General features: G+C 69.6%; 34 protein-coding genes and 2 pseudogenes. 10 read left to right on the top strand and 26 right to left on the bottom strand.

Features of this window, described 5'->3' with window-relative positions; genetic code table 11:
- Positions 1-25: 25 nt before the first annotated feature.
- Positions 26-1,309, bottom strand: coding sequence for an aminotransferase class III-fold pyridoxal phosphate-dependent enzyme (locus tag KUTG_RS40405; protein ID WP_043724592.1), 1,284 nt, complete (start codon positions 1,307-1,309; stop codon positions 26-28).
- 81 nt (positions 1,310-1,390) lie between these two features.
- Here KUTG_RS40405 and KUTG_RS40400 point away from each other — a divergent pair, with 81 nt between their 5' ends.
- Together KUTG_RS40400 and KUTG_RS40395 are read left to right on the top strand one after the other, a co-directional pair.
- Positions 1,391-2,041, top strand: coding sequence for a TetR/AcrR family transcriptional regulator (locus tag KUTG_RS40400; protein ID WP_043724589.1), 651 nt, complete (start codon positions 1,391-1,393; stop codon positions 2,039-2,041).
- Positions 2,038-2,856, top strand: a complete 819-nt coding sequence (locus KUTG_RS40395) for a class I SAM-dependent methyltransferase (protein ID WP_052395973.1) — start codon at positions 2,038-2,040, stop codon at positions 2,854-2,856. The genes KUTG_RS40400 and KUTG_RS40395 overlap by 4 nt, the downstream gene beginning before the upstream one ends.
- Here the strand turns inward: KUTG_RS40395 and KUTG_RS40390 are convergent.
- Complete coding sequence (locus KUTG_RS40390) at positions 2,844-3,716, bottom strand: alpha/beta fold hydrolase (RefSeq protein ID WP_043724586.1); 873 nt, start codon at positions 3,714-3,716, stop codon at positions 2,844-2,846. The two genes, KUTG_RS40395 and KUTG_RS40390, sit on opposite strands and share 13 nt — an antisense overlap.
- Before the next feature lie 89 nt (positions 3,717-3,805).
- On the opposite strand from KUTG_RS40390, the gene KUTG_RS40385 reads away from it, so the two are divergent.
- Complete coding sequence (locus KUTG_RS40385) at positions 3,806-4,312, top strand: CGNR zinc finger domain-containing protein (RefSeq protein ID WP_043724584.1); 507 nt, start codon at positions 3,806-3,808, stop codon at positions 4,310-4,312.
- 120 nt (positions 4,313-4,432) lie between these two features.
- On the opposite strand, the gene KUTG_RS40380 is transcribed toward KUTG_RS40385, so the two are convergent.
- The 13 genes from KUTG_RS40380 to KUTG_RS54505 all read right to left on the bottom strand — a co-directional run bounded on the left by KUTG_RS40380 (position 4,433) and on the right by KUTG_RS54505 (position 10,455).
- Positions 4,433-4,849: a hypothetical protein gene (locus KUTG_RS40380; RefSeq protein ID WP_043724580.1), complete on the bottom strand. Its 417-nt coding sequence runs from the start codon at positions 4,847-4,849 to the stop codon at positions 4,433-4,435.
- Positions 4,850-4,884: 35 nt separating this feature from the next.
- A complete protein-coding gene (locus KUTG_RS40375; RefSeq protein ID WP_052395972.1) occupies positions 4,885-5,328 on the bottom strand; it encodes a hypothetical protein in 444 nt (147 codons plus the stop codon).
- A 17-nt stretch (positions 5,329-5,345) separates the two neighbouring features.
- Positions 5,346-5,762 carry a hypothetical protein gene (locus tag KUTG_RS40370; RefSeq protein ID WP_157495129.1) on the bottom strand — a complete coding sequence of 139 codons (417 nt, stop codon included), beginning with the start codon at positions 5,760-5,762 and terminating at the stop codon, positions 5,346-5,348.
- A gap of 11 nt (positions 5,763-5,773) precedes the next feature.
- Positions 5,774-6,196, bottom strand: a complete 423-nt coding sequence (locus KUTG_RS40365) for a hypothetical protein (RefSeq protein ID WP_043724577.1) — start codon at positions 6,194-6,196, stop codon at positions 5,774-5,776.
- Positions 6,190-6,618, bottom strand: coding sequence for a hypothetical protein (locus tag KUTG_RS40360; protein WP_052395971.1), 429 nt, complete (start codon positions 6,616-6,618; stop codon positions 6,190-6,192). Before KUTG_RS40360 ends, KUTG_RS40365 begins: the two co-directional genes overlap by 7 nt.
- 10 nt (positions 6,619-6,628) lie before the next feature.
- Positions 6,629-7,069, bottom strand: a complete 441-nt coding sequence (locus KUTG_RS54520; RefSeq protein ID WP_157495127.1) for a hypothetical protein — start codon at positions 7,067-7,069, stop codon at positions 6,629-6,631.
- A gap of 5 nt (positions 7,070-7,074) precedes the next feature.
- Positions 7,075-7,521, bottom strand: coding sequence for a hypothetical protein (locus KUTG_RS40350; protein ID WP_043724575.1), 447 nt, complete (start codon positions 7,519-7,521; stop codon positions 7,075-7,077).
- 335 nt (positions 7,522-7,856) lie between these two features.
- Positions 7,857-8,276: a hypothetical protein gene (locus tag KUTG_RS40345; RefSeq protein WP_052395969.1), complete on the bottom strand. Its 420-nt coding sequence runs from the start codon at positions 8,274-8,276 to the stop codon at positions 7,857-7,859.
- A gap of 11 nt (positions 8,277-8,287) precedes the next feature.
- On the bottom strand, positions 8,288-8,713 hold the full coding sequence (locus tag KUTG_RS40340) for a hypothetical protein (RefSeq protein ID WP_043724573.1): 426 nt from the start codon (positions 8,711-8,713) through the stop codon (positions 8,288-8,290).
- Positions 8,707-9,138 carry a hypothetical protein gene (locus KUTG_RS40335; protein WP_157495125.1) on the bottom strand — a complete coding sequence of 144 codons (432 nt, stop codon included), beginning with the start codon at positions 9,136-9,138 and terminating at the stop codon, positions 8,707-8,709. The genes KUTG_RS40340 and KUTG_RS40335 overlap by 7 nt, the downstream gene beginning before the upstream one ends.
- Positions 9,132-9,584 carry a hypothetical protein gene (locus tag KUTG_RS54515; RefSeq protein WP_157495123.1) on the bottom strand — a complete coding sequence of 151 codons (453 nt, stop codon included), beginning with the start codon at positions 9,582-9,584 and terminating at the stop codon, positions 9,132-9,134. Before KUTG_RS54515 ends, KUTG_RS40335 begins: the two co-directional genes overlap by 7 nt.
- Entirely contained in the window at positions 9,572-10,000 is a 429-nt protein-coding gene (locus KUTG_RS54510) for a hypothetical protein (protein WP_157495121.1), read from the bottom strand. The genes KUTG_RS54515 and KUTG_RS54510 overlap by 13 nt, the downstream gene beginning before the upstream one ends.
- A gap of 5 nt (positions 10,001-10,005) precedes the next feature.
- Positions 10,006-10,455 (bottom strand): hypothetical protein, encoded by a 450-nt coding sequence (locus KUTG_RS54505; RefSeq protein WP_052395965.1) that lies wholly within the window; start codon positions 10,453-10,455, stop codon positions 10,006-10,008.
- A 199-nt stretch (positions 10,456-10,654) separates the two neighbouring features.
- Between KUTG_RS54505 and KUTG_RS66660 the strand changes: the two are divergent.
- Positions 10,655-11,362 (top strand): annotated as a pseudogene (locus tag KUTG_RS66660) (BTAD domain-containing putative transcriptional regulator); the annotation flags it as partial.
- Here KUTG_RS66660 and KUTG_RS64480 read toward each other — a convergent pair.
- Entirely contained in the window at positions 11,264-11,641 is a 378-nt protein-coding gene (locus KUTG_RS64480; RefSeq protein ID WP_232241215.1) for a hypothetical protein, read from the bottom strand. The pseudogene KUTG_RS66660 and the gene KUTG_RS64480 overlap by 99 nt on opposite strands.
- 352 nt (positions 11,642-11,993) lie before the next feature.
- On the opposite strand from KUTG_RS64480, the gene KUTG_RS64475 reads away from it, so the two are divergent.
- Positions 11,994-13,682 (top strand): tetratricopeptide repeat protein, encoded by a 1,689-nt coding sequence (locus tag KUTG_RS64475; RefSeq protein ID WP_043724566.1) that lies wholly within the window; start codon positions 11,994-11,996, stop codon positions 13,680-13,682.
- Here the strand turns inward: KUTG_RS64475 and KUTG_RS40300 are convergent.
- The 7 genes from KUTG_RS40300 to KUTG_RS66655 form a co-directional block, all read right to left on the bottom strand.
- Complete coding sequence (locus tag KUTG_RS40300) at positions 13,646-14,377, bottom strand: metallophosphoesterase family protein (protein WP_043724564.1); 732 nt, start codon at positions 14,375-14,377, stop codon at positions 13,646-13,648. The genes KUTG_RS64475 and KUTG_RS40300 overlap by 37 nt on opposite strands.
- Positions 14,374-14,622 (bottom strand): hypothetical protein, encoded by a 249-nt coding sequence (locus KUTG_RS40295; protein ID WP_043724562.1) that lies wholly within the window; start codon positions 14,620-14,622, stop codon positions 14,374-14,376. Before KUTG_RS40295 ends, KUTG_RS40300 begins: the two co-directional genes overlap by 4 nt.
- Positions 14,619-15,170, bottom strand: a complete 552-nt coding sequence (locus tag KUTG_RS40290; RefSeq protein ID WP_043724560.1) for a nucleotidyltransferase family protein — start codon at positions 15,168-15,170, stop codon at positions 14,619-14,621. The genes KUTG_RS40295 and KUTG_RS40290 overlap by 4 nt, the downstream gene beginning before the upstream one ends.
- 66 nt (positions 15,171-15,236) lie before the next feature.
- Entirely contained in the window at positions 15,237-16,178 is a 942-nt protein-coding gene (gene ligD / locus KUTG_RS40285; RefSeq protein ID WP_369794569.1) for a non-homologous end-joining DNA ligase, read from the bottom strand.
- A 41-nt stretch (positions 16,179-16,219) separates the two neighbouring features.
- Positions 16,220-16,759 (bottom strand): hypothetical protein, encoded by a 540-nt coding sequence (locus KUTG_RS40280; protein ID WP_157495118.1) that lies wholly within the window; start codon positions 16,757-16,759, stop codon positions 16,220-16,222.
- A 51-nt stretch (positions 16,760-16,810) separates the two neighbouring features.
- On the bottom strand, positions 16,811-17,302 hold the full coding sequence (locus KUTG_RS40275) for a metallophosphoesterase family protein (RefSeq protein ID WP_043724550.1): 492 nt from the start codon (positions 17,300-17,302) through the stop codon (positions 16,811-16,813).
- 56 nt (positions 17,303-17,358) lie between these two features.
- Complete coding sequence (locus tag KUTG_RS66655; RefSeq protein WP_043724547.1) at positions 17,359-18,708, bottom strand: beta-1,3-glucanase family protein; 1,350 nt, start codon at positions 18,706-18,708, stop codon at positions 17,359-17,361.
- Positions 18,709-18,939: 231 nt separating this feature from the next.
- Between KUTG_RS66655 and KUTG_RS64460 the strand changes: the two genes are divergently transcribed.
- Positions 18,940-20,703, top strand: coding sequence for a discoidin domain-containing protein (locus KUTG_RS64460; protein ID WP_084580357.1), 1,764 nt, complete (start codon positions 18,940-18,942; stop codon positions 20,701-20,703).
- 15 nt (positions 20,704-20,718) lie between these two features.
- Here the strand turns inward: KUTG_RS64460 and KUTG_RS40260 are convergent, their stop codons facing one another.
- On the bottom strand, positions 20,719-21,438 hold the full coding sequence (locus KUTG_RS40260; protein WP_043724545.1) for an SDR family NAD(P)-dependent oxidoreductase: 720 nt from the start codon (positions 21,436-21,438) through the stop codon (positions 20,719-20,721).
- A gap of 55 nt (positions 21,439-21,493) precedes the next feature.
- Here KUTG_RS40260 and KUTG_RS40255 point away from each other — a divergent pair, with 55 nt between their 5' ends.
- Both KUTG_RS40255 and KUTG_RS40250 read left to right on the top strand, forming a co-directional pair.
- On the top strand, positions 21,494-22,009 hold the full coding sequence (locus tag KUTG_RS40255) for a MarR family winged helix-turn-helix transcriptional regulator (RefSeq protein ID WP_043724542.1): 516 nt from the start codon (positions 21,494-21,496) through the stop codon (positions 22,007-22,009).
- Between the two features lie 42 nt (positions 22,010-22,051).
- Positions 22,052-22,843 carry a helix-turn-helix transcriptional regulator gene (locus tag KUTG_RS40250; RefSeq protein WP_043724540.1) on the top strand — a complete coding sequence of 264 codons (792 nt, stop codon included), beginning with the start codon at positions 22,052-22,054 and terminating at the stop codon, positions 22,841-22,843.
- Between the two features lies 1 nt (position 22,844).
- Here KUTG_RS40250 and KUTG_RS40245 read toward each other — a convergent pair whose 3' ends face one another.
- Complete coding sequence (locus KUTG_RS40245) at positions 22,845-23,507, bottom strand: hypothetical protein (protein ID WP_043724534.1); 663 nt, start codon at positions 23,505-23,507, stop codon at positions 22,845-22,847.
- 261 nt (positions 23,508-23,768) lie between these two features.
- On the opposite strand from KUTG_RS40245, the pseudogene KUTG_RS40240 reads away from it, so the two are divergent.
- Positions 23,769-24,839 (top strand): annotated as a pseudogene (locus KUTG_RS40240) (transcription termination factor Rho, short form); the annotation flags it as partial.
- 32 nt (positions 24,840-24,871) lie between these two features.
- Positions 24,872-25,744, top strand: coding sequence for an NAD-dependent protein deacetylase (locus tag KUTG_RS40235; protein ID WP_043724531.1), 873 nt, complete (start codon positions 24,872-24,874; stop codon positions 25,742-25,744).
- A gap of 48 nt (positions 25,745-25,792) precedes the next feature.
- Here KUTG_RS40235 and KUTG_RS40230 read toward each other — a convergent pair whose 3' ends face one another.
- Entirely contained in the window at positions 25,793-26,623 is an 831-nt protein-coding gene (locus KUTG_RS40230; protein WP_043732288.1) for a glutamate ABC transporter substrate-binding protein, read from the bottom strand.
- Positions 26,624-26,989: the final 366 nt, after the last annotated feature.

Raw genomic sequence — 26,989 nt, 5'->3', positions numbered from 1 at the left:
TTTTCTACAGATTAAACGCGAGGCGTCAATCTTTCTGTAGAGATTCACTCAGAACGCCACCGATCTTGTCCACGATCTCGTCCAGGTGCTGCCGCTCGCACACCAGGGGCGGCGCGATCTGCACGACCGGCTTGCCGCGGCTGTCCGTTCGGGCGATCAGACCGGCGTTCCTGAGGCCGGCCGCGATGGGCGCGAGGTCCTCGACGTCCAGCTCGGCGGCGTAGAAGAAGCCGTCGCCGCGGACCTCTTTGACGATGTCGAGTTTCGCCAGCTCACGCATGCGGGCGCCCAGGTACGGGGTCAGTTCGCGGACGCCGTCGAGGATCTTGTCCCGCTCGAAGATCTCCAGGTTGCGCAGCGCGATCGCCGCCGACAGGGGGTGGCCGCCGAAGGTCAGGCCGTGTGACAGCGCCTGGCCCGGGCGGTAGAACGGCTCGGCCACCCGGTCGCTGAGCAGCACGGCGCCCATCGGGGCGTAGGCCGAGGTCAGGCCCTTGGCGATGGTGATCATGTCCGGCACGATCTCGGGCACCGCGAAGTACTCGCCGATGCGACCGAAGCCGGTGATGACCTCGTCGGCGACGAGCAGGATGCCGTAGCGGTCGGCCAGTTCGCGCAGGCCCGCCCAGTAGCCGGCCGGCGGCGTGAAACAGCCGCCGGCGTTCTGCACCGGCTCGGCGATCAGCATGCCGACGGTGCCCGGATCGGCGTCGACGATCGCCGCTTCGGTCTCTTTCAGCAGGAACGCGAGGTCGCCCTCGCCGGTGTTGGGCACGTGCACGACGTCGATCGCCGGGCGGCCGAAGGCCTCCTTCAGCGCCGGGATGCCGGTCAGAGCGAGGGCGCCCAGGGTCTGGCCGTGGTAGGCCGTGCGGCGGGCAACCGCTTTCACGCGCTCCGGCTGGCCGTTGGCCACGTGGTACTGGCGGGCGATCTTCCAGGCCGACTCCACCGACTCCGAGCCGCCCGAGGTGAAGAAGGCCCGGTTGATCCCCGCCGGCGCCAGTTCGGCGAGCCGCTCCGCCAGCTCGATGGCCGGCGGGTGGGCCGTGTTCCAGTTCGTGTTGAACGGCATCCGCGTGAGCTGCGCCTTCGCCGCCTCCGCGAACTCCTCGCCGTAGGAGTAGCCGAGCTGGGCGCAGAACAGACAGGACAGCGCGTCCAGGTAGCGGTTCCCGTCCGTGTCGATCACGTGCACACCCTCGGCACGCTCGATGACCAGCGGATACTCCCCTTCGCGGAGCTTCGCGTGCTGTGCGAAGTGCAGCATCAGGTGGTCCCGCATCCCCGTCTTCACCCGGTCCGTCATGCCCTCGATCCTGGCCCGGCTCCGACACCCAGGCTAGACTGACCAGAAAACGAAACCAGTCAGTGGGTCAGGAGGCTCGGCGTGAAGGCGGCTCGCATCCTCGACGCGGCCGAGGAGCTGCTGGTCAGCTACGGGTACCGGCGGATAACAGTGGACGAGGTGGCACGGCGGGCCGGCGTCGGCAAGGGCACCGTGTACCTCTATTGGCCCAGCAAACTCGACCTGTTCGGGGCCGTGCTCACCCGCGACGCCGTCCGCCTGGTGGCCGGTCAACTGGTGGCCATGCGGGCCGATCCGGCCGAGGTGCTGCTGCACCGGGCGATGCGCTGGGTGTTCGTCGCCGCGATGACCCAGCCGCTGTCGCGGGCGTTGGCGACCGGCGATGTCGAGCTGCTCGGCGAGCTGATGACCGGGTCGCGTACCGGCGCGCTGTTCGCCGGCGGCAAGCGGGAGACCACCGACCGGTACCTGGCCGTGCTGCGCAAGCACGGCCTGCTGCTCGACGAGCCGTCGGACCTGTTGTCCTACCGGCTTTCCGCCGCGGTCACCGGCGCGTTCCTGCTGGTGCCGCTGACCCCGGAGCTCGATCTGGCGGCCAAGGCCGACGCGCTGGCGCTGACCGTGCGGCGGGCCTTCGAACCCGCCGATCACCCCGACCCGTCGGCGGCCGCGGCCGAGCTGGTCGGGCTGTACTCGGACTGGCTCTCGGAACTACGGGCGGAGCTGCCATGACGCAGGTGAAGGTTCGGCTGGATCGGGCGATGGAGACTTCGCTGCTCACGCTGTACGGCAAGGCCCTCGACGCCGCCATGACGCCGTCGATCCTGCACGACCGGCTGGCCGCCGAGATCGTCGCGAAGATCGACTACGACTTCGCCGGCATCAAGGGCATGAACGAGCGGGTCGCCCCCAACGCCGCCGCCCGCTCCAAGCACTTCGACGACTGGACCCGGGAGTTCCTGGCCGCGCAGCCAGCCGCGACCGTCGTCCAGCTGGGCTGCGGGCTCGACACCCGGGCCTGGCGCGTCGACCCCGGGCCGGCCGTCGGCTGGCACGACGTCGATTTCCCCGACGTCATCGCCGTGCGCCGCAAGCTGTTCCCCACGCGCCCGGGCTACCAGATGATCGAGTCGTCGGTGACCTCGCCGTCGTGGCTCGCCGCGATTCCCACCGACCGCCCCGTTTTCGTACTGGCCGAGGGCCTCACCATGTACCTGTCCCCCACCGAGGGGCATGAGCTGTTCCGGCGGGTCATCGACCACTTCGGCCACGGCACCATCGCCTTCGACACCCACAGCCGCCTCGGCGTGCGGCTGGTCAACATCGCGCTCAAGCGGGCCTTCGGCCGGGCCCTGCTGCACTGGGGCGTCAACCGTGCCGCCGAGGTCGACGCCATCGACCCCCGGCTGCACCGCGTCGACGCCCTCAGCGCGCTGCTCGCCCCGTCCGCCCTCTCGCTGCCGACCAGCAGCAAGCTGCTGATCCCGGTCGTCCGGCACTTCCCGCCGCTGCGCGACCTGGGCCAGTACTTCCGCTACACGTTCTGAGCCAGGTGCTTGGGCGCGAAGTCGCGGATCAGGGCGGCGATGGTGTGCGCCTGGCTCTCCAGGGCGAAGTGGCCGGCGTCGAGGAGGTGGATCTCGGCGTCGGGGACGTCCTTGGCGAAGGCGCGGGCGCCGTCGGGACCGAAGATCTGGTCGTTGCCGCCCCACACGGCCAGCACGCCTGGGTGGCGCTCCCGCAGGAACTCCTGCCACGACGGGTAGAGCGGCGGGTTGGTGCGGTAGTCGTGGAACAGCTTGAGCTGCACCTCACGCGCGCCGGGCCGGGCCAGGAGGGCGTTGTCGAGGGCGATGGCGTCGGGGCTGACCAGCTCGGGGTCGGGCTCGCCGTGCAGGTACTGCCAGACGGTCGTGTCGGGGGTGAGCGCGCCGGCCACGGGGGCCTCGGTGGTCGGGTTCCAGTCGGCCCAGAACTCGCGCAGCGGGGCCCAGAACTCGGGCACCAGGCCCTCCTCGTAGGCGTTGCCGTTCTGGGTGATGATCGCCCGCACCTGGTCGGGGCGCTTCAGGGCCAGCCGGAAGCCGACCGGTGAGCCGTAGTCCTGGACGTAGATGCCGAACGGGCCGAGCCCGAGCTGGTCGACGAACTTGTCGATCACGTCGGCCAGGTGGTCGAAGGTGTAGTCGAACTCCTCGACGGTCGGCATGTCGGTCTGACCGAAGCCGGGCAGGTCGGGGGCGATCAGGTGGAAGTCGTCGGCCAGCAGCGGGATGAGGTCCCGGAACATCACCGACGAGGTCGGGAAGCCGTGCAGGAGCAGCAGCGTGGGCCGCCCCGGGTCGCCGGCCTCGCGGTAGAACACCGACAGCCCGTCCACGGTCGCCCTGCGGTACCGGATCGCCATGACATCCTCCGTCGAAGTCGAAGTAACGCCTTATGCGTTACTTCGACGACCGTAACACAGGTAACGCCCGATGCGTTACTCTGATTGTCGTGACGACCTTTGCCCTGGTCGGCGAGCCGCTGGCGGTGGACCTGGCCAACACCGTGGTCCGGCTGCGCGGCCGGGACGTCGACCTGATCGCCGACGACGAAGCCCTGACGGCCTGGCTCGACCTGCACCCGAACCTGGGCGCCGTCGACGGCGACGAGCTCCGCGAGCTACGGGAGGCCATCCGCGAGGTCTTCCGTTCAGCGGTCGAGACCCGCCCGGCATCACCGGACGCCACGATGAGCATCAACCAGGCCGCGCACCGGTGCCTGGCCACCTTGTCGTCCACTTCGGACGGACCCGTCGTGGAGTGGGGCGGCGGCGCGCTCGCGGTCATCGGCCGCTCGGCGGTCGAGGTCGTGGCCGGTGCGAGCCTGCGCGGCTGCGCCAACCACGACTGCGTGCTGTTCTTCGCCCACGGCGACGAGCGGCGGAGGTTCTGCGACACCAAGACCTGCGCCAACCGCGCCCGCCAGGCCCGCCACCGCGAACGCCACGCCCAGGCATGACAAAGCCCCCGGGCCCGAAGGCCCGGGGGCATGGCGCTGCTGGAGGGAGTCAGCGGCGCCGGCCGGTCTCCGCGCACCCGCAGTCCCCGACGCCGCGATCTCGCCCTGGCACTTCAGGTGTCAACAACGCTCGTCGGTCTCGACCGCGTCGTAGGCCTTGCTGCCCAGGTAGACCGCGCCCGCGGCCCTCGTGCAGAGCGCCAACGTGTCGGTGCCGCCCGACCACAACTCCCGCGCGTTCTTCGTGCTCGTCCTGAACCCGACGTCAGTCGCGCTGGAGTCGACGAAGGTGACGATGTAGTAGTCCAGGTTCTTCGCCCGGAACTGGTCCCACACGTAGGTGTAGGCCCAGTTCTTGCCGCAGCCCTTGAACTGCTTCACCGACGCGATGGTCTGCCCCTCGTAGCTGGCATACGCGGTCGAGCCGATCTGCACGGTGCTCGAACACCCCGGCGCCGCCTCGGCCTGTGCCACCCCGGCGCCCAGACCACCGGCCATCAGCGCCAAGGACGCGGCAGCGGTCAGCATGAACTTCACGACTTCTCCCCTCCACTGCGTGTTTCGCATCCCGGTCAGCACCTGATCTGCGAGTAGACCTGGAGGAACTTGTCGTCGGTGACGAGGGCGACGTCGCCCGCGGCGGTGGTGCAGTTCGTCACGGTGTCGGTGGCCGACGACCACACCTCGCGCTGGCCGGTCCTGCCGTGCACGACACCGACGAGGTAGTCCGGATCGGGCTGGGTGACCAGTCCGAACACGCCGACGGCGGAGGTCATGAAGAACGACTTGCGACTGTCCACGAAGGTCTGCCAGGCGTACATGTACGCCCACTTCTTGTCACAGCCCTTGAACTGCTTCACCGAGACGATGTGCTTGCCGCCGTAGTCGATGTACGCCGTCGCGCCGATCTGCACGGCGCTCGAACACCCCGGCACGGTTTCCGCCTGCGCCACGCCGGAACCGAGACCGCCGACCACCAACGCGACCGAAGCGGCCGCCACTGCAAGGAACTTCATGCCTGTCTCCCTCTTGGTCAGCAGCGCTGGTCGGTCTCGGCGTAGCCGTAGTCCGCATCGCGGCCGAAGATGGCGCCGTCAGCGCGCGTGCACGCCGCCAGCGTGTCGGTCCCCGACGACCACAGCTCGCGTGCGCCCGTCGCGCTCTCCTTGTAACCGAAGGCATCGTCGCCGATGGCGATGAAGGAGATGAGGTAGTAGTCGAGGTGCTTCGCCCGGAACTGGTCCCACACGTAGATGTACGCCCAGTTCTTGCCGCAGCCCTTGAACTGCTTCACCGACGCGCTGATCTCCCCCTGGTACTTCGCGTACGCCGTCGAGCCGATCTGCACCGTGCTCGAACACCCCGGCGCCGCCTCCGCCTGCGCGGTGCCCGCCCCGAGACCGGCGACAGTCAGCGCGGCCGAAACGGCCACGACTCCCAGCAACCTCATGGTTCGTCCCTTCAGCAGCGCTTGCCGGTGTCCTGGTGCAGCATCGGACCGCCGACGAAATCGATGTCGCCGACGGCCCAGGTGCACACGTTGAGCGTGTTGGTGCCGTACGACCACACCTCACGCTGGTTCTTGTCGCCACGAACGAGGCCGATCGGCTCCCCGCCGTCGCCGATGGCGGCGAACACGTAGAAACCCGAATGCTTCGCCAGGTAGGCCGTCCACACGTAGACGTAGCCCCAGTTCTGACCGCAGCCCTTGAACTGCTTGACCGAGGCGGCCGTCTGGCTGCCGTCCATGATGTACGCGGTCGAGCCGATCTGCACGGTGCTCGAACAGCCCGGCGCGGATTCCGCTTGCGCCACCCCCGATCCGAAGCCGCCCATCACCAGCGCGGCCGCGCCCGCGACCCCCAGCAGTCTCGCGGTCAGCATCGGGTGTCCGTGAAAGCCGAGTAGTGGTCGTATCCGACGATCGAGATCAGTCCGTAGCCCGCGGTGCACTCCGACAATGTGTCGGTTCCCGTGGACCACAACTCCTTCACGCTGTCAAGGTTGGTCGTGTCGCCCTGGTAGACGTTGTGCACGCCGGGGTTGACGTTCACCGCCGCGAGGAGGTACCAGTGCAGACCGCGCTGGCGGAAGCTCTCCCAGACGTAGATGTAGCCCCAGTTCTTGTCACAACCCTTGAACTGCTTCACCGAGGCGATGTCCTGCCCCTGGAACTTGATGTACGCCGTCGAGCCGATCTGCACCGTGCTCGAACAACCCGGCGCCGCCTCCGCCTGCGCCACGCCGGCGCCGAAACCGCCCGCCACCAGCGCCAACGACGCCGCGGCGGCCAACAGGATCTTCATGGTTTGCTCCTCAGCACCTGATCGAGGTGAGGGTGTCGTGGTCGTCCGCGCCACTGATGGAGATGAGGCCGTAGGCGGCGGTGCACGCGGACAGGGTGTCCGCACCGGCCGACCACAGCTCGCGCTGGCCGACCTTGCCCCGCGTGAGACCGAGGTAGCGGTCGGGCTGCCGATGCGTCGGGCTGTCGAACACGGCGACGCCGGCCTCCAGGTAGAACGGCAGCTTGCCGTCCACGAAGGACTGCCAGACGTAGATGTAGCCCCAGTTCTGGCCGCAGCCCTTGAACTGCTTCACCGACGCGACAACCTGCCCCAGGTACGAGCGGTAGGCGGTCGAGCCGATCTGCACCGTGCTCGAACACCCCGGCGCGGACTCCGGCTGCGCCGGGCCGACCCCGACGGTCGCCAGCATGGTGGCCACGACAGCCGTGCCGCACAACAGTTTCCGCATTGTCGTCAGCACCTGATCTCCGTGTGCGCGTCGACGAAGGCGTCGTCGCTGAGTATCGCGACGTTGCCGAGTGCCGCGGTGCACTTGCGCACCGCGGCGACGCCGGTCGACCACAGCTCGCGCTGGCCCGTCCTGCCGTGGACCAGCCCGACGGCGTAGTCGGGATCCGGCTGGGCGGGAGTGGTGTACATGGCCATGGCGGAAGTCAGGAAGAACGACTTCTTGCTGTCTACAAAGGACTGCCAGGCGTACACGTACGACCAGTTCTTGCCGCAGCCGGTGAACCACTTGACCGAGGCGATGTGCTGGCCGCGGTAGTCGACATACGCGGTCGGCCCGACCTGGGTGGTGCTGGCGCAGCCGGGCGGGGTCTCGGCCTGCGCGGCGCCGGCGGTGGCCAGCAGGCCGGCGAGCAGGGCCAGCACGAGCGTGATCGTCCGGACGTGCGTCATGCCGGCACCCGGCTGATGGTCTTGATCATTGACGTTCCCCTCCAGGAGTGGCGGTCCCTCGGTCAGACAGAACACTCGCCGCCTCCGCTGACTCCGCCCTGACCGGTCACTGGCGCGGGCCGATCCGAGGTGCCAGTGGCGGTGACCCAGGTCACCGTGACCCGGTCACGGTCAGAGGCGTGATTTCGGCGCGCCCCACCGTGATTCGGCTGCTGGTGGCGGCCAGCACGCGACGCTGACTTTTCACTGACACCGGCCGCCCGGAGCGGCAGCACACCCAGACACGACAAAGCCCCCGGGCCTTTCGGCTCGGGGGCTTCGCGCTGCCGCTGGGGTCAGCAGCGCTTGCCGGTCTCGGCACCGCCGAGGTCATTGCCGCTCGTGGACCAGATCGAGCCGGCGGCCTGGGTGCAGACACCGAGCGTGTTGGTGCCGGACGACCACAGCTCGTGCGCGCCCCGACCGCTCACCTGGTATCCCAGCGGGTCGGTGCCCGCGTCGATGTAGGTGTCGATGGTGTAGTCCGTGCGCTTGTCGCGGAACTGGTCCCACACATAGGTGTAGGCCCAGTTCTTGTTGCAGCCCTTGAACTGCTTCACCGACGCGATGGTCTGGCCGCCGTAGGTGATGTACGCCGTCGAGCCGATCTGCACCGTGCTGGAACAGCCCGGCGCCGACTCCGCCTGCGCGGTGCCCGAACCCAGACCGACGACGGTCAACGCGGCCGCGACGGCTGCGACTCCGAGGAACTTCACAACTCTCCTTCTCAGCAACGCTGGTCAGTCTCCGTGTACAGCAACGGATTGCTGCCCACGAAGGTGATTTCTCCGGCCGCGCGGGTGCACATGTTCAGCGTGTCGGTGCCGTACGACCACACCTCACGCTGATTCTTGTCGCCACGCACGAAACCCAGCCCCTCCGCGCCGGCGTCGATGGCCGCCGTCATGTAGAAGCCGGAATGATGCGCCAGGTATGCCGTCCACATGTAGATGTAGGCCCAGTTCTGGCCGCAGCCCTTGAACTGCTTGACCGAGGCGGCGGTCTCGCCGCCGTCCTTGATGTACGCGGTCGAGCCGATCTGCACCGTGCTCGAACAACCCGGCGCCGACTCCGCCTGCGCCACACCCGCCCCGAGACCGCCCATCACCAGCGCGGCCGCGGCCGCGATCCCCAGCAGTTTCGCCGTCAGCATCGTGTGTCCGTCCAGGCCGCGAAGTTGTCGTATCCGATGACCGAGATCATTCCGTAGCCCGCGGTGCAGTCCGACAACGTGTCGGTGCCCTTGGACCACAACTCGACCGGACTGTGTATGTTGTCCAGACCGCCCTCATAGACGGCGTTCGGGCCGGGGTTGACGTCGACCGCCGCGGCGAGGAACCAGTGCAGACCGCGCTGGCGGAAACTCTCCCAGACGTAGATGTAGCCCCAGTTCTTGTCACAACCCTTGAACTGCTTCACCGAGGCGATGTCCTGCCCCTGGAACTTGATGTACGCCGTCGAGCCGATCTGCACCGTGCTCGAACAACCCGGCGCCGCCTCCGCCTGCGCCGCACCCGCCCCGAGACCGCCCATCACCATCGCGGCCGCGGCAGCCGCCACGACCGGGGATCTCAGCATCGGGTGTCCGTCCATGCCGGGTAGTTGTCGTACTGGTAAAGGGAGATCAGGCCGTAGCCGGCGGTGCAGTCCGACAGCGTGTCGGTGCCGGACGACCACAGCTCGACCGGGTCGCCGAGCTTGTCCTTGCCGCCCTTGTAGGTGGCGTTCGGGCCGGGATTGACCTCGACGGCGGCGGTCAGCAGGTAGTGCAGGCCCCGGGCCCGGAAGCTCTCCCACACGTAGACGTACGCCCAGTTCTTGCCGCAGCCCTTGAACTGCTTCACCGAGGCGATGTCCTGCCCCTGGAACTTGGCGTACGCCGTCGATCCGATCTGGACAGTGCTGGCGCAGCCCGGCGCGGACTCCGCCTGCGCCACACCCGCCCCGAGACCGCCCGCCACCATCGCCGCCGACGCGGCGGCGGCCAGCATGAACTTCACGCTTTCCCCTCTCAGCAACGCCATCCGGTCTTCGCCTCGACGAACTTGTCGTTGTCCCACTGGATGTAACCGGAGGCCTGGGTGCACGTGTCCAGCGTGTTCGTGCCCTCCGACCACACCTCGACCGGGCTGCCGGCCTTGTCCACGTCGCCCCACGACATGCCGCCGTCGAACTGCACGTAGACCGAGGCGTGGCCGTGGTAGGCGATGTGCCGGTCCCGGAAGCTCTGCCACACGAAGGTGTAGGCCCAGTTCTTGCCGCAGCCCTTGAACTGCTTGACCGAGATGGCGTTCTGCCCCTGGTAGGCGCCGTAGGCGGTCGAGCCGATCTGCACCGTGCTCGAACACCCCGGTGCCTGCTCGGCCTGGGCCACCCCGGTCCCGAGGCCGGCCATCGCCAGCGCCGCGACACCCGTGGCGCACAACAGTTTCCTCAGCATCGTCATCAGCACCTGATCGACGTGTGGTTGTCCGGCGTGCTGCTGACGCCGTCGATGGAGACCGCGCCGAACGCGGCCGTGCAGGTGGTCAGCGTGTCCGTGCCGGGCGACCACAGCTCGCGCTGGTTGTGGTGGCCGATGGTGAGGCCGAGGTAGCGGTCGGCCTCCTGCTGGCTGGCGCTGCCGAAGGCGCCGATCGCCGTGCGCAGGGTGAAGCCCTTGCCGCTGTCCACGAAGCCCTGCCAGGCGTACACGTAGGCCCAGTTCCTGTTGCAGCCCTTGAACTGCTTGACCGAGGCGATGTGCTGGCCGCCGTAGTCGACGTAGGCCGTCGTGCCGATCTGCACCGTGCCCGAGCAGCCGGGGGCCGACTCGGCCTGGGCCGGGCCCGCGCCGAGCGTGGCCAGCGTCGCGGCCACCGCCACCAGGCCGAACAACAGTTTGCGAATCATCATGGTCCATCCCCTCTGCTGGGGGAACTCTCGCCGCCGGCCCTGACTTCGGCCTGACGGGTGCCGGCGGGTGCGGCGGCCGACCGTGACTCAGGTCACCGTGACCCGGTCACGGCCCGGGGCCGTGACTTCCTGGCAACCGAGCACGAATCAGCTGCTGGCGGCGGACCGCACGCGACGCTGACTTTTTGCTGACGCCTCGATGTACAGTCGCTTTCGTTCGATCCCTGTCGAGTTCTGCGCAGTGGGGGCCATGTCCGGAGTCGGGTGGGAGTTCGGCGTGCTCGGGCCGCTTCAGGTCCGACACGAGGGCCGAACGGTCCAGTTGCGTTCGACCAAACAGCAGCTGCTGCTCGCGGTGTTGTTGGTGCGCGCCAACGAACCCGTCTCCGCGGACGACCTGGTCGACCGGCTGTGGGGCGAGGATCCGCCGGACGGCGCCCGCGCCACGTTGCAGACGCACGTGATGCGCCTGCGCAACACCCTCGGCGACAGCTCTCTGGTGCGGACCGTGCCCGGCGGCTACTCGATCCGGATCGAGCCGAGCGCCCTCGACCTTATCCGGTTCGATCGGCTGCGGTCGCAGGCCCGGCAGGCGGAACGTGCCGAGGACACGGCCGAGGAGGCGCGCCTGCTGACCGAGGCGCTGAGCCTCTGGCGCGGACCGGCGTTCACCGGCCATTCGACCGAGTCGCTGCGGCTGGACGAGCGCCGGTGGGACGCGGTGGAGCGGCGCAACGAGGTCCAGCTGCGGCTCGGCCGGCACGAGGCGCTCGTCGACGAGCTGCGCGACCTGGTAACGCAACACCCGTTACGCGAGCGGTTCTGGGCTCAGCTGATCCTGGCTCTGCACCACGGCGGGCAGCAGGCGCAGGCCCTGGACGCGTACCGGCGCTGCTGCGAGGTGCTGGCCGACGAGCTGGGCATCGACCCGAACGCCGAGCTCAGGGCGCTGCACCAGGCCGTGCTGGGTGGTTCGGCCGAGCCGGTCGGCGTGCCACCGCGGGCGGAGCCGGCCTGGGCCCCGCGGTGCGAGCTGCCGCCGGCCGTGGCCACGCTGGCCGGGCGCACCGAGGACGTCGTCCGGATGACGCACAGCCTGCGGGCCGAGCGGGACTCGCGCCGGGTGTGGATGATCACCGGCCCCGGCGGCGTCGGCAAGACCAGCCTGGCCGTGCACGTCGCTCACCTGGTCCGCAGCTGCTACCCGGACGGCCAGCTGTACCTGGACCTGCAGTCGCAGGAACGCCCGGTGGAGCCGGCCGAGGCGCTGGACCGCCTGCTGCGCGGCCTGGGCACCCCCGGCGCGGCGATCCCGGCGGCGCTGGACCAGCGCGTCGCGCTGTACCGCGACCGGGTCGCCGACCGGCGGATCCTGGTCGTGCTGGACAACGCCGCGACCGAGGCCCAGGTCCGGCCGCTGCTGCCGGGCACGACCACGTCCGCCGCGCTCGTGACCAGCCGATCGGTGCTGGCCGGCCTGGAGTCGGCCCAGGTCCTGCCGCTGGCGGTGCTCACTCCCCGGCGACGCCGTCCGGAAGGTGCTCGGCCCGGCGCGGGTGGCGGCGGAACCGGCGGCCGCCGAACAGCTCGTCGAGTACTGCGGTCGCCTGCCGCTGGCCCTGCGGGTCGCGGCGGCCCGGCTGGTCGCGCGGCCGCACTGGCGGCTGACGCAGCTGGCCGCCCGGCTGTCGGACGAGCGGCGACGGCTGGACGAGCTGCGGTTCGGCGACCTGGACGTGCGGGCCAGCCTGACGCTGAGCTACCGGGAGCTGGCCGAGCCGCAGCAGCGGGCGTTCCGGCTGCTGGCCCGGCTGGACACGCCCGACTTCCCGGCCTGGGTGGCCGGGCCGCTGCTCGGCGTCGACCCGGACACCGCCGAGGACCACGTCGAGGCGCTGGTCGACGCCAGGCTGGTGGACACCCTCGGCTGGGACGCCCTCGGGCAGACCCGCTACCGCCTGCACGACCTGCTCCGGGTGTTCGGCCGCGACCTCGGCGACGCCGACGACGCCGCGCTGGTCGCGCTGATGGACCAGTGGGTGGCGCTGGCCGAGTGCGCCGACCACAAGATCGCCCAGCGCGGCCCGCGGCTGGCCGTCAGCGACGCCGGTGTGCTGGGTGAGCGGCTGCTGGCCGACCCGACCGGCTGGTTCGACGCCGAGTGGATGACGCTGGGCGGGGTGATCGCCCAGTGCGCCGCCATGGGCCTGGCCGAGCAGACGGCCCGGCTGGCCATCGCCGGCGCCGCGGCCTGCGACTTGCGCGCCCGGTTCGACGACTGGGAGATGTCGAACGGGCTCGGCCTGGCCGCCGCCGTCGGCGCGACACCGGCCGAGGCGATCCTCGTGCAGCAGCGTGGCCTGCTGAACAGCCGTCAGCACCGTTTCGCCGACGCCCAGCGCGACTTCACCCGGGCCAAGGACGTCTTCGAGTACCTGGCGGACGCCGACGGCGCCGGCTACGCCTGGCACGGCGTCGGCTGGATGCACGAGTGGCTCGGCCGGCAGGCCGAGGCCAGGGCGTGCCACGAGATGGCAATGCGGCGCTTCGAGACCGCCCGCAACCGGCACGGGCAGGTCGACGTGCTGTGCTCGCTGGGCGCGATCGAGCGGCGGGCCGGCCGGAACTCCGCGGCCGAGGCGTACCTGCGCCGGGCCCTCGAGACGGCGACCGAGCTGGACGACCGGATGGGCATGCTGTCGGCGGCGCTGGAGCTGGGCCGGGTGCTGCACGCCCGCGGCGAGCTGGCCGGGGCCGTCGAGCACATCCACGCCAGCCTGACCGACGCGCACCAGCTCGGCGACCCGGACCTGGTGGCCAACCTGCGGCTGACACTGGCCGAGACGTACCTGCGGATGGGCGCGAAGGACACCGCGCGCACCGAGGCGCAGCAGGCGCTGGTGTTCTTCGACGAGCACGACGACATGGCCGGCAAGGCGTGGGCGTGGCGGCTGCTGAGCTGGGTCGGGCTGCTGACCAACTCGCCGGAGTCGGCGCTGGCGCTGGCCGAGCGGGCCGTCGCCACGACCGAGGGCCTGGAGCTGCGGCAGGAACACGCCCGTGCGCTGCGGCAGCTCGGCCACGTGCTGCATGCGGCCGGCAAGCCGGCGGACGCCGGACTGTGTTGGCGGCAGGCGGAAACCCTGTTGGACGACGCCGGTTTCCACGCCGAGGCGGCCGAGATCCGGGCTCACTCCGGGACGGTCGAGACCGGCTCCAACGTGTAGACCCGGTAGGCGGCCTGGATCACCGGCTGGGCCACGTTCCGCACCCGCACCCCGCCGGCGGTGGTGCCGGCCTCGCTGCCGTAGTGGGCATGCCCGTGCACGGCCAGGTCGACGGAGCTGTCGTCGATGGCCTCGGCCAGCAGGTACGAGCCCAGGAACGGGAAGATCTCCGGCGGCTCGCCGCGCAGCGTGTCGGCCGACGGCGAGTAGTGCGTCAAGGCCACCCGAACGTCGGCGCTCAGCCCCAGCAGCGCCGTCCGCAGCTGCTCGGCGACGTCCTCGGTGTGATGGATGAACGCCTTCATCTCGCGCTCCCCGAAGGCATGCCCGCACTTCCCGGCGAACCCGCCGCCGAAGCCCTTGGCGCCGGCGATGCCGATCCGCGTGCCGTCGACGTCGATCACCGTTCCGCTGCCCTCCAGCACGGTGATGCCCCGGTCGGCCAGCAGCGCGGCGATCTTGTCCTCGGCGTCGGACTGGTGGTCGTGATTGCCCAGCACCGCCACGACCGGCACGTCCAGCTCGGCGAACTCGTCGGCGACGACCTCACCTTCGGCCACGGTGCCGAGCCGGGTCAGATCACCGGCCAGCAGCAGCAGATCCGCGTGCTCGGCGATGCTTTCGTAGGACGGGCGCAGGGTTCCCCTCGTGTCGACGCCGAGATGCACGTCGCCGACGGCGGCGACCCGGATCATCGCAGATCCTCCTGTTCGGTCGGCGGCTCCGCCCGCACGATGTGCACCTCGTTGTGCAGCACCATTCCGTCCGTGTGCTCGGTGACGACCTCGGCGATCGCCGCCCGGCGCTGCTCGCACGCCACGTCCCCGGACAGGAACAGCTGGTCGCCGCGGATGCGCACGTGCACCCCCAGCTCCGCGGTCCGCGGGTCCTCGGCGAGCGCACGCCGCAGCGCGGCCACGTCGTACTGGGGCACGTTCACGGCACGACCTCCTCGATGTCCAATCGCTTGAGCAGCAACAGAAACGCCTCCGCGTACGGTGATTCGGCGGTGCGGTCCCACACCTGCTTCCAGTCGACCTGCTCGCGCAGCGCCCGCGCGATCGGCAGCACCTCGGTGAAGTCGCAGCGGTGCGGTCCGAACACCTTCAGCTTGTCCGTCATCAGGTCGGTCGCGGTGGCCACCGGCATCTCCGCCGGCCCCACCCGCATCCACTCCGCCCGCTTGAGGACCTCCTCGGTCACGGGCTCCCGATTGGGATGGTGCAACAGATCCACCAGCCGGTCGCCGTCATACACCTTGGCCAGCCAGTCAAGCGGGGTGTCGGCGGCGCGCATTCCCTGCGCCACCAATGCACTCACCGCTCGCGGCGCGTCCTCTTCCCGTACGAGGACGTCCACATCGTGCGTGGTGGGCGGGCCACCACGCGCATACACGGCGCATCCGCCGGTCAGCGCGAACGGCACGTCGGCGGCGTGCAGCGTGTTCGCGACCTTGGCCAGCGAGCGCAGCAGCTCTTTCTGCTCCACTCTGATCGAATACCCGCTGCGCGCACGGCTAATCCGGCCAGCTGTTCGGGCCGGCGAGTCGGGCAGCTAGTCGGGACAGCGCACCTCCTCCGGCCGGCGGTCCGGCCGCAGTCCGCGCCACGAGGAATGCCTCAGCACGCGATCCGCCGTGAACTTGCGGTATTCCACCTCGCCCACCCGCTCCGGCCGCAGCCAGTGCACCCGTCTGGCCCGTTCCCTCGGCACCGCGTTGACGAACGGAGGATCCTTGCGCGCCAACGGTTCCAGCTCGCGTTGCAGGTCACGTAGCGCCTGATCGGTGAAGCCCGTGCCGACGTCACCGATGTACCGCAGGCCGCTGTCGTCGTACGCGCCGAGCAGCAGCGCCCCGATCGTGCCGTCCCGGCGGCCCTGCCCCGGCCGCCAGCCGCCCAGCACCACCTCCTGGGTATGGACGAACGGGTGCTTCAGCCATTCCGTGCTGCGGCGGCCCGGGTGGTAGCGGGAGTTCGTGACCTTGGCGATCAGCCCCTCCAGCCGCGAGGCCGCCGCGATGCGCAGCAGCTCGTTCGGGTCGACGTCCCGGTGGTCGTAGTACGGCGTGATCGAGATCCTCGGGCTGGTCGCCCCCAGCTCCGCCAGCAGCTCCCGGCGCCGGCCGTAGGGCTCGTCCGTCAGGTCCGTGTCCCCGAGGCGCAGCAGGTCGAAGGCGAAATACCGCACCTTCACCGCCCGGTTCTGCAGCAGGCCGAAGTCCGGCACCCCGTCCCGGTCCAGCGCCACGATCTCCCCGTCCAGCACCGCCTCGGTGGGCAGCCCCGGCTCCGTCAGCTCCGCGTACCTGACGGTTAAATCGTTGAGGTTCCTGCTGTTGAGCCGCGTCGTGCCGTCCTCGGCCACCCGCATGACCGCCCGGTAGCCGTCCCACTTGAACTCGTACGACCACCCGTCGCCGTCCGGCAGCTCTCCCCCGTCGGAGCTCGCCAGCATCGGCTCCACCGGCTCCGGCACCGCCGACCGTCCCGCCACCACCACACCGTAGCCCGGATGGAGTAGTCAGGCCACCGGGCTCAGTGGCGCCTGGACCAGAGTCCTCGTAGCAAGGGCAGCACGAGTACGGATACCGCTCCGCTGAAAAAGAAGATCACGCTGACGTGCCCCTGCCCGCTCGGCACGACGGCCGTGAGGGGAAGGATCAGCCCACCGCCCATGACGAAGATCCAGATCCGCCTGCGCAGGCGGGTCAGGAGTCGACGGCGGGTGAGCAGCGCGAAGACCAGGCCCCACATCGCACCAATCGGCACGAACCACGGAACCAGAAGCAGCCAGGGCAGGCGCGCGGCGAAGACTTGGCCCGTCACCACGTTGAACAGTCCTGGTATCGCGGCGGCGGCCACGCCGCCACTCGCCATGATCTGGAGACCCCAGAGGGCATCGAGCGGACTGCCCTTCCGCTGGCGGTCGACGTACACGGTCTGGTACACGATCCGCGACTGGTCGAAGTGAACCCCGCCGCGAATCGAGCCGGCTTGAACCGCCGTTCCCTTGACACGTCCGCGGATGGTGTTCTCGACGTGCGGATTGTGACCGTCGTCAGCCGCACTCCCCATGATCCTCGCCTCCCCAGGGAGGAACATGATGCCGCATCGACGAGCCCGACGTCAGGTCACCGGGACGATCTCGGCCTTCAGCAGCTGCCCTTCGGCCACGGTGAGCAGGCCGATCGTGCCGTGCGGCTGGCGGCGGCGGTCGGTCGGCGAGCCCGGGTTGAAGATCCGCACGCCGGCCTCGGTGACGTCCATCGGGATGTGCGAGTGGCCGAACACCACGAGGTCGGCGCGTGGAAAGCGGCGTTGCATGCGAGCGGCCCGGCCGTCCTTGTGGCCGCTGTCGTGGATCATCGCCACCCGCAGGCCGTCGATGTCCAGCTCCAGCGTCTCCGGCGCGCCCCAGGCGGCGACGTCGGGACCGTCGTTGTTGCCGAGCACCACCTGTACTGGCGCGTACACCGCGAGCTCGTCCAGCACGGACGGCACGCACACGTCGCCCGCGTGCAGGATGAGGTCGGCGTCCCGCAGATGCTCGGCCACCCTCGGCGGGCAGGCCTTCCACCGGCGCGGCGCGTGAGTGTCGGACAACACCACTACTCGCACCGCACCAGCATGCCCGCTCGGCGGAACGATCGCCGTTCCACCGAGCGGCACACGAGTCACCAGCCGACGGCGACCTCCAGCCACTGGGGGTTGCCGTGGGAGACGAAGGAGGACTGGCCGGCCACGTCGTCGTACGGGAAGCCGTAGGCGAGGTGGTTGATGCTGTGGTCGTGCCAGAACTTGGCGTAGTAGTTGCCGGGCGCGGCCTTGTAGAACTGCGACGGGTCCTGCTGCTGGGAGGAGGGCAGCTGGGCGGTGTGGCGGTTCAGGGCGGCGCACATGGTGGGGTTGCCGGCCATGGAGTTGGCGCAGCCGAAGATGAACTGCGTGGTCTCGTTGACGCCGACGGACTGGGCGTAGGAGGTGAAGTAGTTGGCGTACTGGCCGCCGGGCTGGAAGGCCGCGACGCTGCCGGGAGCGGGGATCCGATACGGGGACTGGACCTGCGCGAGCTGCTTGAACTCGGCGGGCACCTCGTTGACGAACTTCTGGAAGGTCGCGCTGCGATCCTCCTGGAAGGTCTGGTAGTCCTCGCCGACCTGGACGTCGTAGCCGTCGTGCGCGTGCAGGCGCATGGCCAGCTTGAGCCCGAAGGCGTCGACCCGGGTGGTGTTGCCGTTGAACACCGCGGCCCCGACCGTGAACTCGATGAAGTCGAAGTACTGGCTGGTGGGCGAGCCGAGGTAGAAGTACATGCGGCCGGCGGAGTTGGCCGGCATGTCGAGGTAGGGCTGCTCGGCGATGGAGTGAGTCTGGCCGTTGAAGCTCCAGTACACCTGGCTGTCCGGGTACTTGCCGTTGGTGCGGTTGAGGATCTTCACCTCGACCACGTTGTTGGCGGCGGGAATGGTGCTGGTGTCGCCCCAGAAGGAGTCGGGCGGGGCGCCGGTGCCGCCGCCTCCCGGGTTGGAGCCGCCGCCGGTGCCGAAGACCTGGAACTCGAACAGCGAGTAGCCGTACGGAGTGCCGCGCTGCGTGCCGTACATGCGCACGTAGCGTCCGGATCCGGTCACGTTCAGCGTTTGCGTGCCGCCGGCACCGGTGGTGGTGCTGTAGATGTCCTTCCAACTGGCGTTGTCGTCGGAGACCTGGATCTGGAAGGCCTTGCCGTAGGCGGCCTCCCAGTTCAGCACGACCTGGTTGATCGTGGCGGCGCCGCCGAGGTCGATCTCGATCCACTGCGGGTCGCTGAAGGCCGATGACCAGCGGGTGCCGGTGTTGCCGTCGACCGCGTTGGCCGCGCCGAAACTGGCGTTCTCTGTGGACGATGACGTGGCGGCCTTGCCTTGCGAGATCAGCGTTCCCGCGGCGTGCGCGGGAACGGCGCCGAACAGGGTGGCCGTCATGGCGGCGACGGCGAGCAGCAGCGATCCGCGAAGTCGTCGTCGCGGTGCGGTGGTGGACATGGTCTCTCCTGAGCCGACAGGGGGCATGGGGAGAGCGCTCTCAACGGGCAGGTTCATACGATTACGGCCAGATGTCAAGGATGTTGACGCGTCTGGCGGCACACCCCTTGACGTCAACGGAATCGAGGGAGATGCTTCCTCGTGAGAGCGCTCTCGCAATGCTCCCTGTTACCTACGTCGGTGACGCCTCCCGCCAGATGCGGTCGCCCTGCCCGCCCGCAAGGAGTGCCCATGTCGATCAGGGACAAGTGTGCGCGCCTGGTCCGCTCGCCCGGACGGCTCGCCACCGGCCTGCTCGCGTTGACCCTGACAGCCACCAGCGCGGTCGCCATGACCGCGCCGACGATCGTGGAGGCCGCCGTCGCGCAGCCCTCCGCCGTGCCCGCCCCACCGGCGGGCTTCACCACCACCTGGAGCGACGACTTCACCGGCGCCGCGAACACCGGCCTTGACACCGGAACCTGGCGCTACGACGCCGGTCCCGGCTCCAGCTTCGGCACCGGCGAGATCGAGACGACCACCACCAGCACCGACAACGTCTACCACGACGGCAACGGCCACCTGGTGCTCAAGGCCCTGCATTCCGGCGGTGACCCGAATTCCGGCTGGACGTCCGGTCGTGTCGAGACACAGGCCGACGGCTTCGGCGCCCAGCCCGGCGGCGTGGTGCGGATCCAGGCCTCCATCCAGCAGCCCGACCTGTCCACCGCCAACGGCGCCGGCTACTGGCCGGCGTTCTGGATGCTGGGCGCGCCGCTGCGCATCGGCCAGGTGTGGCCCGGTTCCGGCGAGGTCGACATCCTCGAGGACATCAACGGCCGCAGCTCCCTGTTCGGCACGCTGCACTGCGGCGTCAGCCCCGGCGGCCCGTGCAACGAGGGCACCGGCCTCGGCAGCGGTGAACGGGCCTGCGGCGGCTGCCAGACCGGCTACCACACCTACGCCGTCGAGCTCGACCGCTCCACCTCGCCCGAGCAGATCCGCTGGTACCTCGACGGGACGCAGTACTTCTCGTTGAGCTCCAACCAGGTCGACGCCACCACCTGGGCCAACGCCGTCGACCACAGCTACTTCATCATCTTCGACCTGGCCATCGGCGGCGCCTTCCCGGCCGCGTTCGGCGGCGGCCCCAACGCCGCCACCGCGTCCGGCGGGTCGTTGAACGTCGACTACGTGGCCGTGTACAACAAGTCGCCCAACTACGGGACCAACATCGCCCAGGGCAAGCCCACCACCGCGTCGTCGGCCGAGAGCGCGCAGTTCCCGGCGTCCAACGCCACCGACGGCGACATCACCACGCGGTGGTCCTCCGCCTTCAGCGATCCCCAGTGGCTGCAGGTCGACCTCGGGCAGAACTACAACCTCAACCACGCCACCCTGACCTGGGAGGCCGCCACCGCGTCGGCGTACCAGCTACAGACCTCCACCGACGGCGCCAACTGGGCAACGGCCTACACCAACAACAACTCCCCACAGGACATACAGTCCACACCGCTGTCAGCCACCGCCCGCTACGTGCGGGTCCTGGCCACCAGCCGGGCTTCCCAGTGGGGCGATTCCCTCTACGAGCTGGCGTTGTACGGTTCGCCGACCTCCGGTGGCGGCACCGGTTCCCTGCTGTCGCAGGGAAAGACCGCCACCTCCTCGTCGTCCGAGAACGCCAGTTTCACCGCTGCCAACGCCGTTGACGGCAACACCGGCACCCGCTGGTCGTCCGCCTTCAGCGACCCCCAGTGGCTCCAGGTCGACCTCGGCGCCACCCACGCCATCAGCCGCGTCGACCTGAGCTGGGAAGCCGCCTACGCCAAGGCCTTCCAGATCCAGACGTCCAATGACGGCAGCACGTGGTCGAACATCTACAGCACCACCACCGGCACCGGCGGCAACCAGTCGCTGCCCGTGTCCGGCTCCGGCCGCTACGTCCGCGTCAACGGCACGGCCCGGGCCACCCAGTACGGCTACTCGCTGTGGGAGTTCCAGGTCTTCGGCAGCTGAACTGAACGGTTCACGTCAACGGGTGGTGTGCGCGCCCCCGTTGACGTGAACCGTCTGCCCCGTGATGTGCCGTGCCCCCGTCGACGCCAGGAATTCCACCGTTGCCGCGATGTCCTCCGGGTTGCCGGCGCGTCCCGTGTGGGTGGCGGCGATCAGGGCCTCGCGGCGCTGATCGGTGAGCCGGCCGTGGAAGAAGTCGGTTTCCTCGATATAGCCCGGCGACACCAGGTTGGCCGTCAGTCCCTGCGGCCCGATCGCGGCCGACAGCCCGGCCGTCCACGCATGCAACGCCGCCTTCGCTGCGCCGTAGCCGCTGGCGGCGTACTCCGCGCCGATCGAGCCCACGTTGATCACCGTGCCGCCGGGGCGCAGCTTGTCGAGCACCGCCGTGGTGGTGAGGACGGCACTGAGCAGGTTGGCATCCAGGTTCGCCCGCCAGGACGCCGCCACGTCAGCCAGGTCGGTCGCCGACGGCCGACCGATATCCGTGTTGCCTCCGGCCATGTTGACCACCACGTCCAGCTCCGGCCCGATCGCCTCGGCCAGTTCCCGCACCTGGCGCGGATCGGCCGCGTCGCAGGCGATCGGCTCGGCATCGATCTCCTTCGCGGTCGCCGCCAGCCGCGCCCCGTCCCGCCCGGTGATCACCACCGTGTCCCCGGCCCGGCGAAACCGGGCCGCGACCGCTTTGCCGATGCCGCCGCTACCACCCGTGACCAGCACCTTGCGCGTCATGACCAGCCCCCCTCGCTGCTATGTTTAGCACTAAACGTAGCCAGGAGGTGGGGCGTTGTCCAACTATCCGCTCGACGATCCGGTGTCGTCCTGGCCTGTCGCGGACATCGTGGAGGCGTGGGGGCGCGAGCTGCCGGGGGCGGCCACCGAGTCGATCGGGGTGATCACGCCGCTCTGGCGCACGGCCAAGGCATTGGCCGACGATCGGCGGCGGACGCTGGCGGCGCTGGGGGTCGATCCGTCGACGCTGGATCTGCTCAGTGTGATCCGGCGCGCGGGAGAGCCGTACGAGCTGACGACACGGGAGATCACGCGCCGCACGCTGGTCACGGCGGGGGCGATCTCGCAGCGGATCGGCCGCGCCGAGGAAGCCGGTCTGGTGGAACGGGCACCGTCGACGGCGTCGCGGCGGGCCGTGGCAGTGAGGCTCACGGATGCCGGACACCGTCTCATCGAGCAGACCGTGCGGCAGCTGCTGGAACATGAGGCCGGGCTGGTCGAATCGCTCAGCGCGAAGGAGAGGCACGTGCTGGCCGGGTGCCTGGCGAAGATCGATGCGGCCCTGGGGTGACGTGCGCTATACATGGGGCTGTCCGAATTCTGAGGGGAATCCATGGGCGGCCTGTCGACGCGGGACTACGAGCGCATGCTGGACCTGGCGGCCGCGGTGATGGACACGGCGGCGCCGGAGTCCCCGTGGCCGCTGGTGGCGGAGGAGCTGGCGCGGGCGCTGGGCGGCACGATGGTGCTGCTGTCGGACGTGAACGGCCCGGCGGGGACGGCGAGGGTGGAGGCCTGGGCGCCGGAGTGGGTGGGCTCGCTGCCGCTGGATCGGTTGCTGCGCAAGGGACTTGACGGCGGCCATCCGCTGCCGGAGCACTACGCCCGCACGGGGGATCAACGCCCGCTGGCGGTGACCGACGTGGCGGAGATGAGCGTGTGGCGGCGAACGGAGGCGTACGCGACGCTGCACGAGACGGTGGGAGTGGTGCGGCACATCGCGATTCCCTTGCCGGCCAAGGCGAAGGGGCAGTTCCGGACGTTCGTGGTGCATCGCGACGGCGGCGATTTCGACGACCGGGAGCGGAGTTACGTGCGCCGGATGCAGCCGCTGCTGGTGAGTGTCGACCGCTTCGTACGCCAGCTGACAGAGTGGGCCGAGTCCGTGCAACAACAAGAGCAGCCCCTGGAGTCGGCGGCCGAGACGAAGCTGACGCCACGCGAGATCGCCGTGCTCAGCCTCCTGGCCGACGGCATGACGGCCGAGGCCATCGGCCGCCGGTTGGGCATCTCCAACCGGACGGTCCACAAGCACACCGAGAACCTCTACCGGAAGCTCTCCGCCACCGACCGTCTGATGGCCGTCCTCCGCGCCCAGGGCATGGGCCTGTTGCCGACGCGCTGACCTACTTGGCGATCCGGTCCGTCCGGTCGCCGTCCGACGTGAACGCGACGCCACGGGCGCGAGGCACGGTGGGCAGCCCGCCGATGGGGTAGTCCAGCGCCTGCAGGATGTCGTCGGGCAGGGATTCGGCCGGCACGCCCACGCGGAGCAGGAGCTCCCGGACCTGGACGGACTCGGAGCGGGTGAGGATGTCGATGACGCCGGCCCGCAGCAGGCTGAGCCGCCGGGCGAAGCGCTGGATGTCGACGGGCCGGCCGCCACGCAGGTCGAGCCACTCGGCCTGGTGCTTGCGGGCCATCTCGGTCAGCCGCACGTAGTCGAGCAGGCTGGTGCCGGAGCCCGAGCGGGGCACGTCGGTGAACTCGGAGCCGTCGATGACCGGCTGCGGCCACTGGCGGTGGTAGTCGGCGGCGGACGAGGCGCGATAGGCCCACAGGAATACGCCACCGCCCTCCGTTGTTTCCACCAGCAGACACCGGTCCGGCAGGCCGTAGACCGACGCGATCCGAGCGGCGGCAGCCGCCGCGAGCTGCGGAGTCGTCCCGCCGACATGACCGCACCAGCCGTGCGGCGTGGGCATCGGGTCCAGGACGGCGCCGGGCAGCGGACCATCCGAAGACGCGACGTCACGCGTCCACACCGCCACGATCTCGCCACGCTGCATGCGAAAACGATAGCGCCCCGGATGATCATGCTACGGAGCGCGCCGCCGGGAACACACTTGCGCGGCCCGGGCCGAGTGCCCTACGATCCGGATTGTCTACCTCAAGTGGGTGCGGATCACTCCCCCATCAGAGGAACTCACCACCGAGATCCATCACCGCGGCCTTCTGCGGGAGATCTCTGTCCGCGGCCTGTCTGCCGCATCCATCGAAGCAAGGAACACAAACCCATGAACACCAACGACAACACCGAGTTCGAGGATGTCGGCGGCATCCTCGACATCGTCGGCAACCGAGCCTTCCTCAGGGTCGACGGCTACCTGCCCGGCCCCGACGACGTGCAGGTCACCACGACACAGGTCCGCGACAGCGGGCTGCGCCGGGGCGACTCCGTCACCGGAAAGGCCACCGCCGCAGGGAAACTGGTCAGCGTGGACACGGTCAACGGCCAGCGGCCGGGCTATCGCCGTCCGCAGTTCGAGAACCTGACCCCGTTGTACCCCAACGAAAGGCTCCGTCTGGAGACCGAGCCGCACCTGCTCACGACCCGGGTCGCCGACCTGGTGACGCCGGTCGGCAAGGGCCAGCGCGCCCTGGTCGTCGCCCCGCCGAAGGCGGGCAAGACCTCTGTGCTGCAAGCGATCGCGCACGGCATCAGCAAGAACCACCCGGAGTGCCACCTCATGCTGGTGCTCGTGGGCGAACGCCCGGAGGAGGTCACGGACCTGGCCCGATCGGTGCCGGGCGAGGTGATCGCGGCGACGTTCGACCAGCCCTCCAGGGAGCACACGGCCATCGCCGAGCTGGCCATCGAGCGGGCCAAGCGCCTGGTCGAGATGGGCCGGGACGTGGTGGTGCTGCTGGACTCCCTGACCCGCCTGGGTCGCGCCTACAACCTGTCGGCCCCGAACTCGGGCCGCATCCTGTCCGGCGGCATCGACGCCGGCGCGCTGGCCCCGCCGAAGAAGTTCCTGGCGGCGGCCCGCAACATCGAGGACGGCGGCTCGCTGACCATCTTCGCCACGGCGCTGGTCGACACCGGCTCGCTGGGCGACAACCTGATCTTCGAGGAGTTCAAGGCCACCAGCAACGCCGAGCTGCGCCTGGACCGCAAGATCGCGGCCAAGCGGGTGTTCCCGGCCGTGGACGTGACCGGCTCCGGCACCCGCCACGAGGAGCTGCTGATGACGCCGGCCGAGCTCGCCGCCACCCGCCGCATGCGCCGCGCCCTGGAGGGCCGGGACGTGGACGTGCTGCTGGACGGCCTGCGCAAGACCAGCACCAACGCCGACTTCCTGGTGCAGATCACGCAGACCACACCGCCGGCCCGCTGAACGTAAGCTGCCTGTGCTCGTATCCTGGATGGGTGCGGACTCGACCGACCCTGACCTGGACCGATCCCGGTGCGGAGCTGCCGCGCACCACCAGCTTGACCGAGGTTGTCGACGTTGTCGGGCGCGGCCGGGTCGCGGTGCTCAGCGGCGCGGGCATCTCCACCGAGTCGGGCATCCCCGACTACCGCGGCGACGGCGGCAGCCTGCGTCGGCACACCCCGATGACCTACGACGACTTCGTGGCCACCGAGCACGGCCGCCGGCGGTACTGGGCCCGTAGCCACGTCGGCTGGCGCACCATCGCCCGCGCGGCCCCGAACGACGGCCATCGCGCCGTCGCCGAGCTGCAGAAACGCGGCCTGCTGACCGGCGTCATCACGCAGAACGTGGACGGCCTGCACCAGGCCGGCGGGGCCACCGACGTGATCGAGCTGCACGGCAGCCTGGACCGCGTGATCTGCCTCGGCTGCCGCGAGACCTCGGCCCGCGACGAGCTGGACCGGCGCCTGCACGCCGTGAATCCCGACTTCGGTGGCGTCGCCACCCGCATCAACCCGGACGGCGACGTCGAGCTGGACGAGCAGGTGGTGGCCGGGTTCTCCCTGGTCGACTGCGGCGGGTGCGAGCAGGGCGTGCTCAAGCCGGACGTCGTGTTCTTCGGCGAGAACGTGCCGCGCCCACGGGTCGAGCAGTGCTACCAGCTGGTCGACGACTCCGACGCCCTGCTGGTGCTGGGTTCTTCCCTGACCGTCATGTCCGGCCTGCGTTTCGTGCGGCACGCCGCCCGCGCCGGCAAGCCGGTGCTGATCATCAACAAGGGCCGGACCCGAGGCGACAAGGAGGCCACGGTGCGGGTCGACCGCCCGCTCGGCCAGGCCCTGACCGAACTCGTCGGCTCGGTCTGACGACGGGGCGCCCCGGCGACGGATCCCGCCGCCGGAGGCCCGAAGCCCTCAGTGCTCGGTGATGGCCGGCGGTGAGGGCAGCTGGTAGCCGGAGGCGCCGAGATTGGCCTGCGCCGACGTCCGCCACGCCCCGCTGGTGATCATCTTCTGCAGCGCGGCGTCCACTTTGGCCATGCCGTCGGGGTCGCCCTTGCGCAGGCCGATGCCGTAGGCGTCGTTGGTGAAGGGCTTGCCGACAATGCGGAGCAGCTCGGGGTTCTGCGCCGCGTAACCGGCCAGGATCACGTCGCCGGTGGTGACGGCGTCGACGATGCCGGCCAGCAGGGCCGTGATGCAGTCGGTGTACCGCGGGTACTCGACCAGGGCGACCTCGTGCGCGAACTTGTCCTTCACGGCCTGGGCCGACGTCGTGTTGGGCACCGTGCAGAGCTTCTTGCCGTTCAACGACTGCGGCCCGGTGATCGAGGGGTCGTCCAGCCGCACCAACAGGTCCTGCCCGAGCGTGAAGTACGGGCCGGCGAAGTCGACCAGCTTCTTACGCTCGTCACTGATCGTGTACGCGGCGACCACCATGTCGACCTTGGCGCTGGTCAGCAGCGTCTCCCGGTAGGTGGGCTGAGCCTCCTTCCAGGTGATGTTCTCCGGGCTGACGCCCAGCTCATTGGCCACATACTTGGCCACGTCCACGTCGAAGCCCTTGAACTCGCCGTTGAGCGTGCGCTCACCCAGCCCGGGCTGATCGAACCGGATGCCGATGGTCAGGTGGCCCTGACCGGCGTCCGCGCTGAGCGATCCGGCCGGCCCCTTCGATCCGCAGGAAGCGACAAATGTCAGGGCTGCCAGCGCAGCAGTAATCCGCACTAAACCACGGCGGCGCATGGTCATGTCTCCTCAAGTTCGCATTGCACGGCAAAACAAACCTCAGGCAGGCAGACCTGAACTTCATCCACATCTTAACTTATGAACTGGATCACAGACCAGGTCGCAATAGCGGTCACCCCTGTCCGAATCTCCGCATCCATGCACGTGAACCGCCATGTCCGCGGGATATTCGGGCCACGACGACCCCTATACACGAATGGACCACACGATGGTCCCGTCATAGGATGACTACGGTATACAAATCGCCGCCGCGTGACCCTATTGGCACCCACGGTATTCATGACGGCCTTCGTTGACGCGTCGCAACCACCGGCGACGCTCACGATAAATGTGCGAAATACGTCCATACCCACGCTGGACAAC

Source organism: Kutzneria sp. 744, from assembly GCF_000568255.1.
In the GTDB taxonomy this organism is placed as follows: domain Bacteria; phylum Actinomycetota; class Actinomycetes; order Mycobacteriales; family Pseudonocardiaceae; genus Kutzneria.
This window is presented reverse-complemented; position numbering and strand designations above follow the sequence as displayed.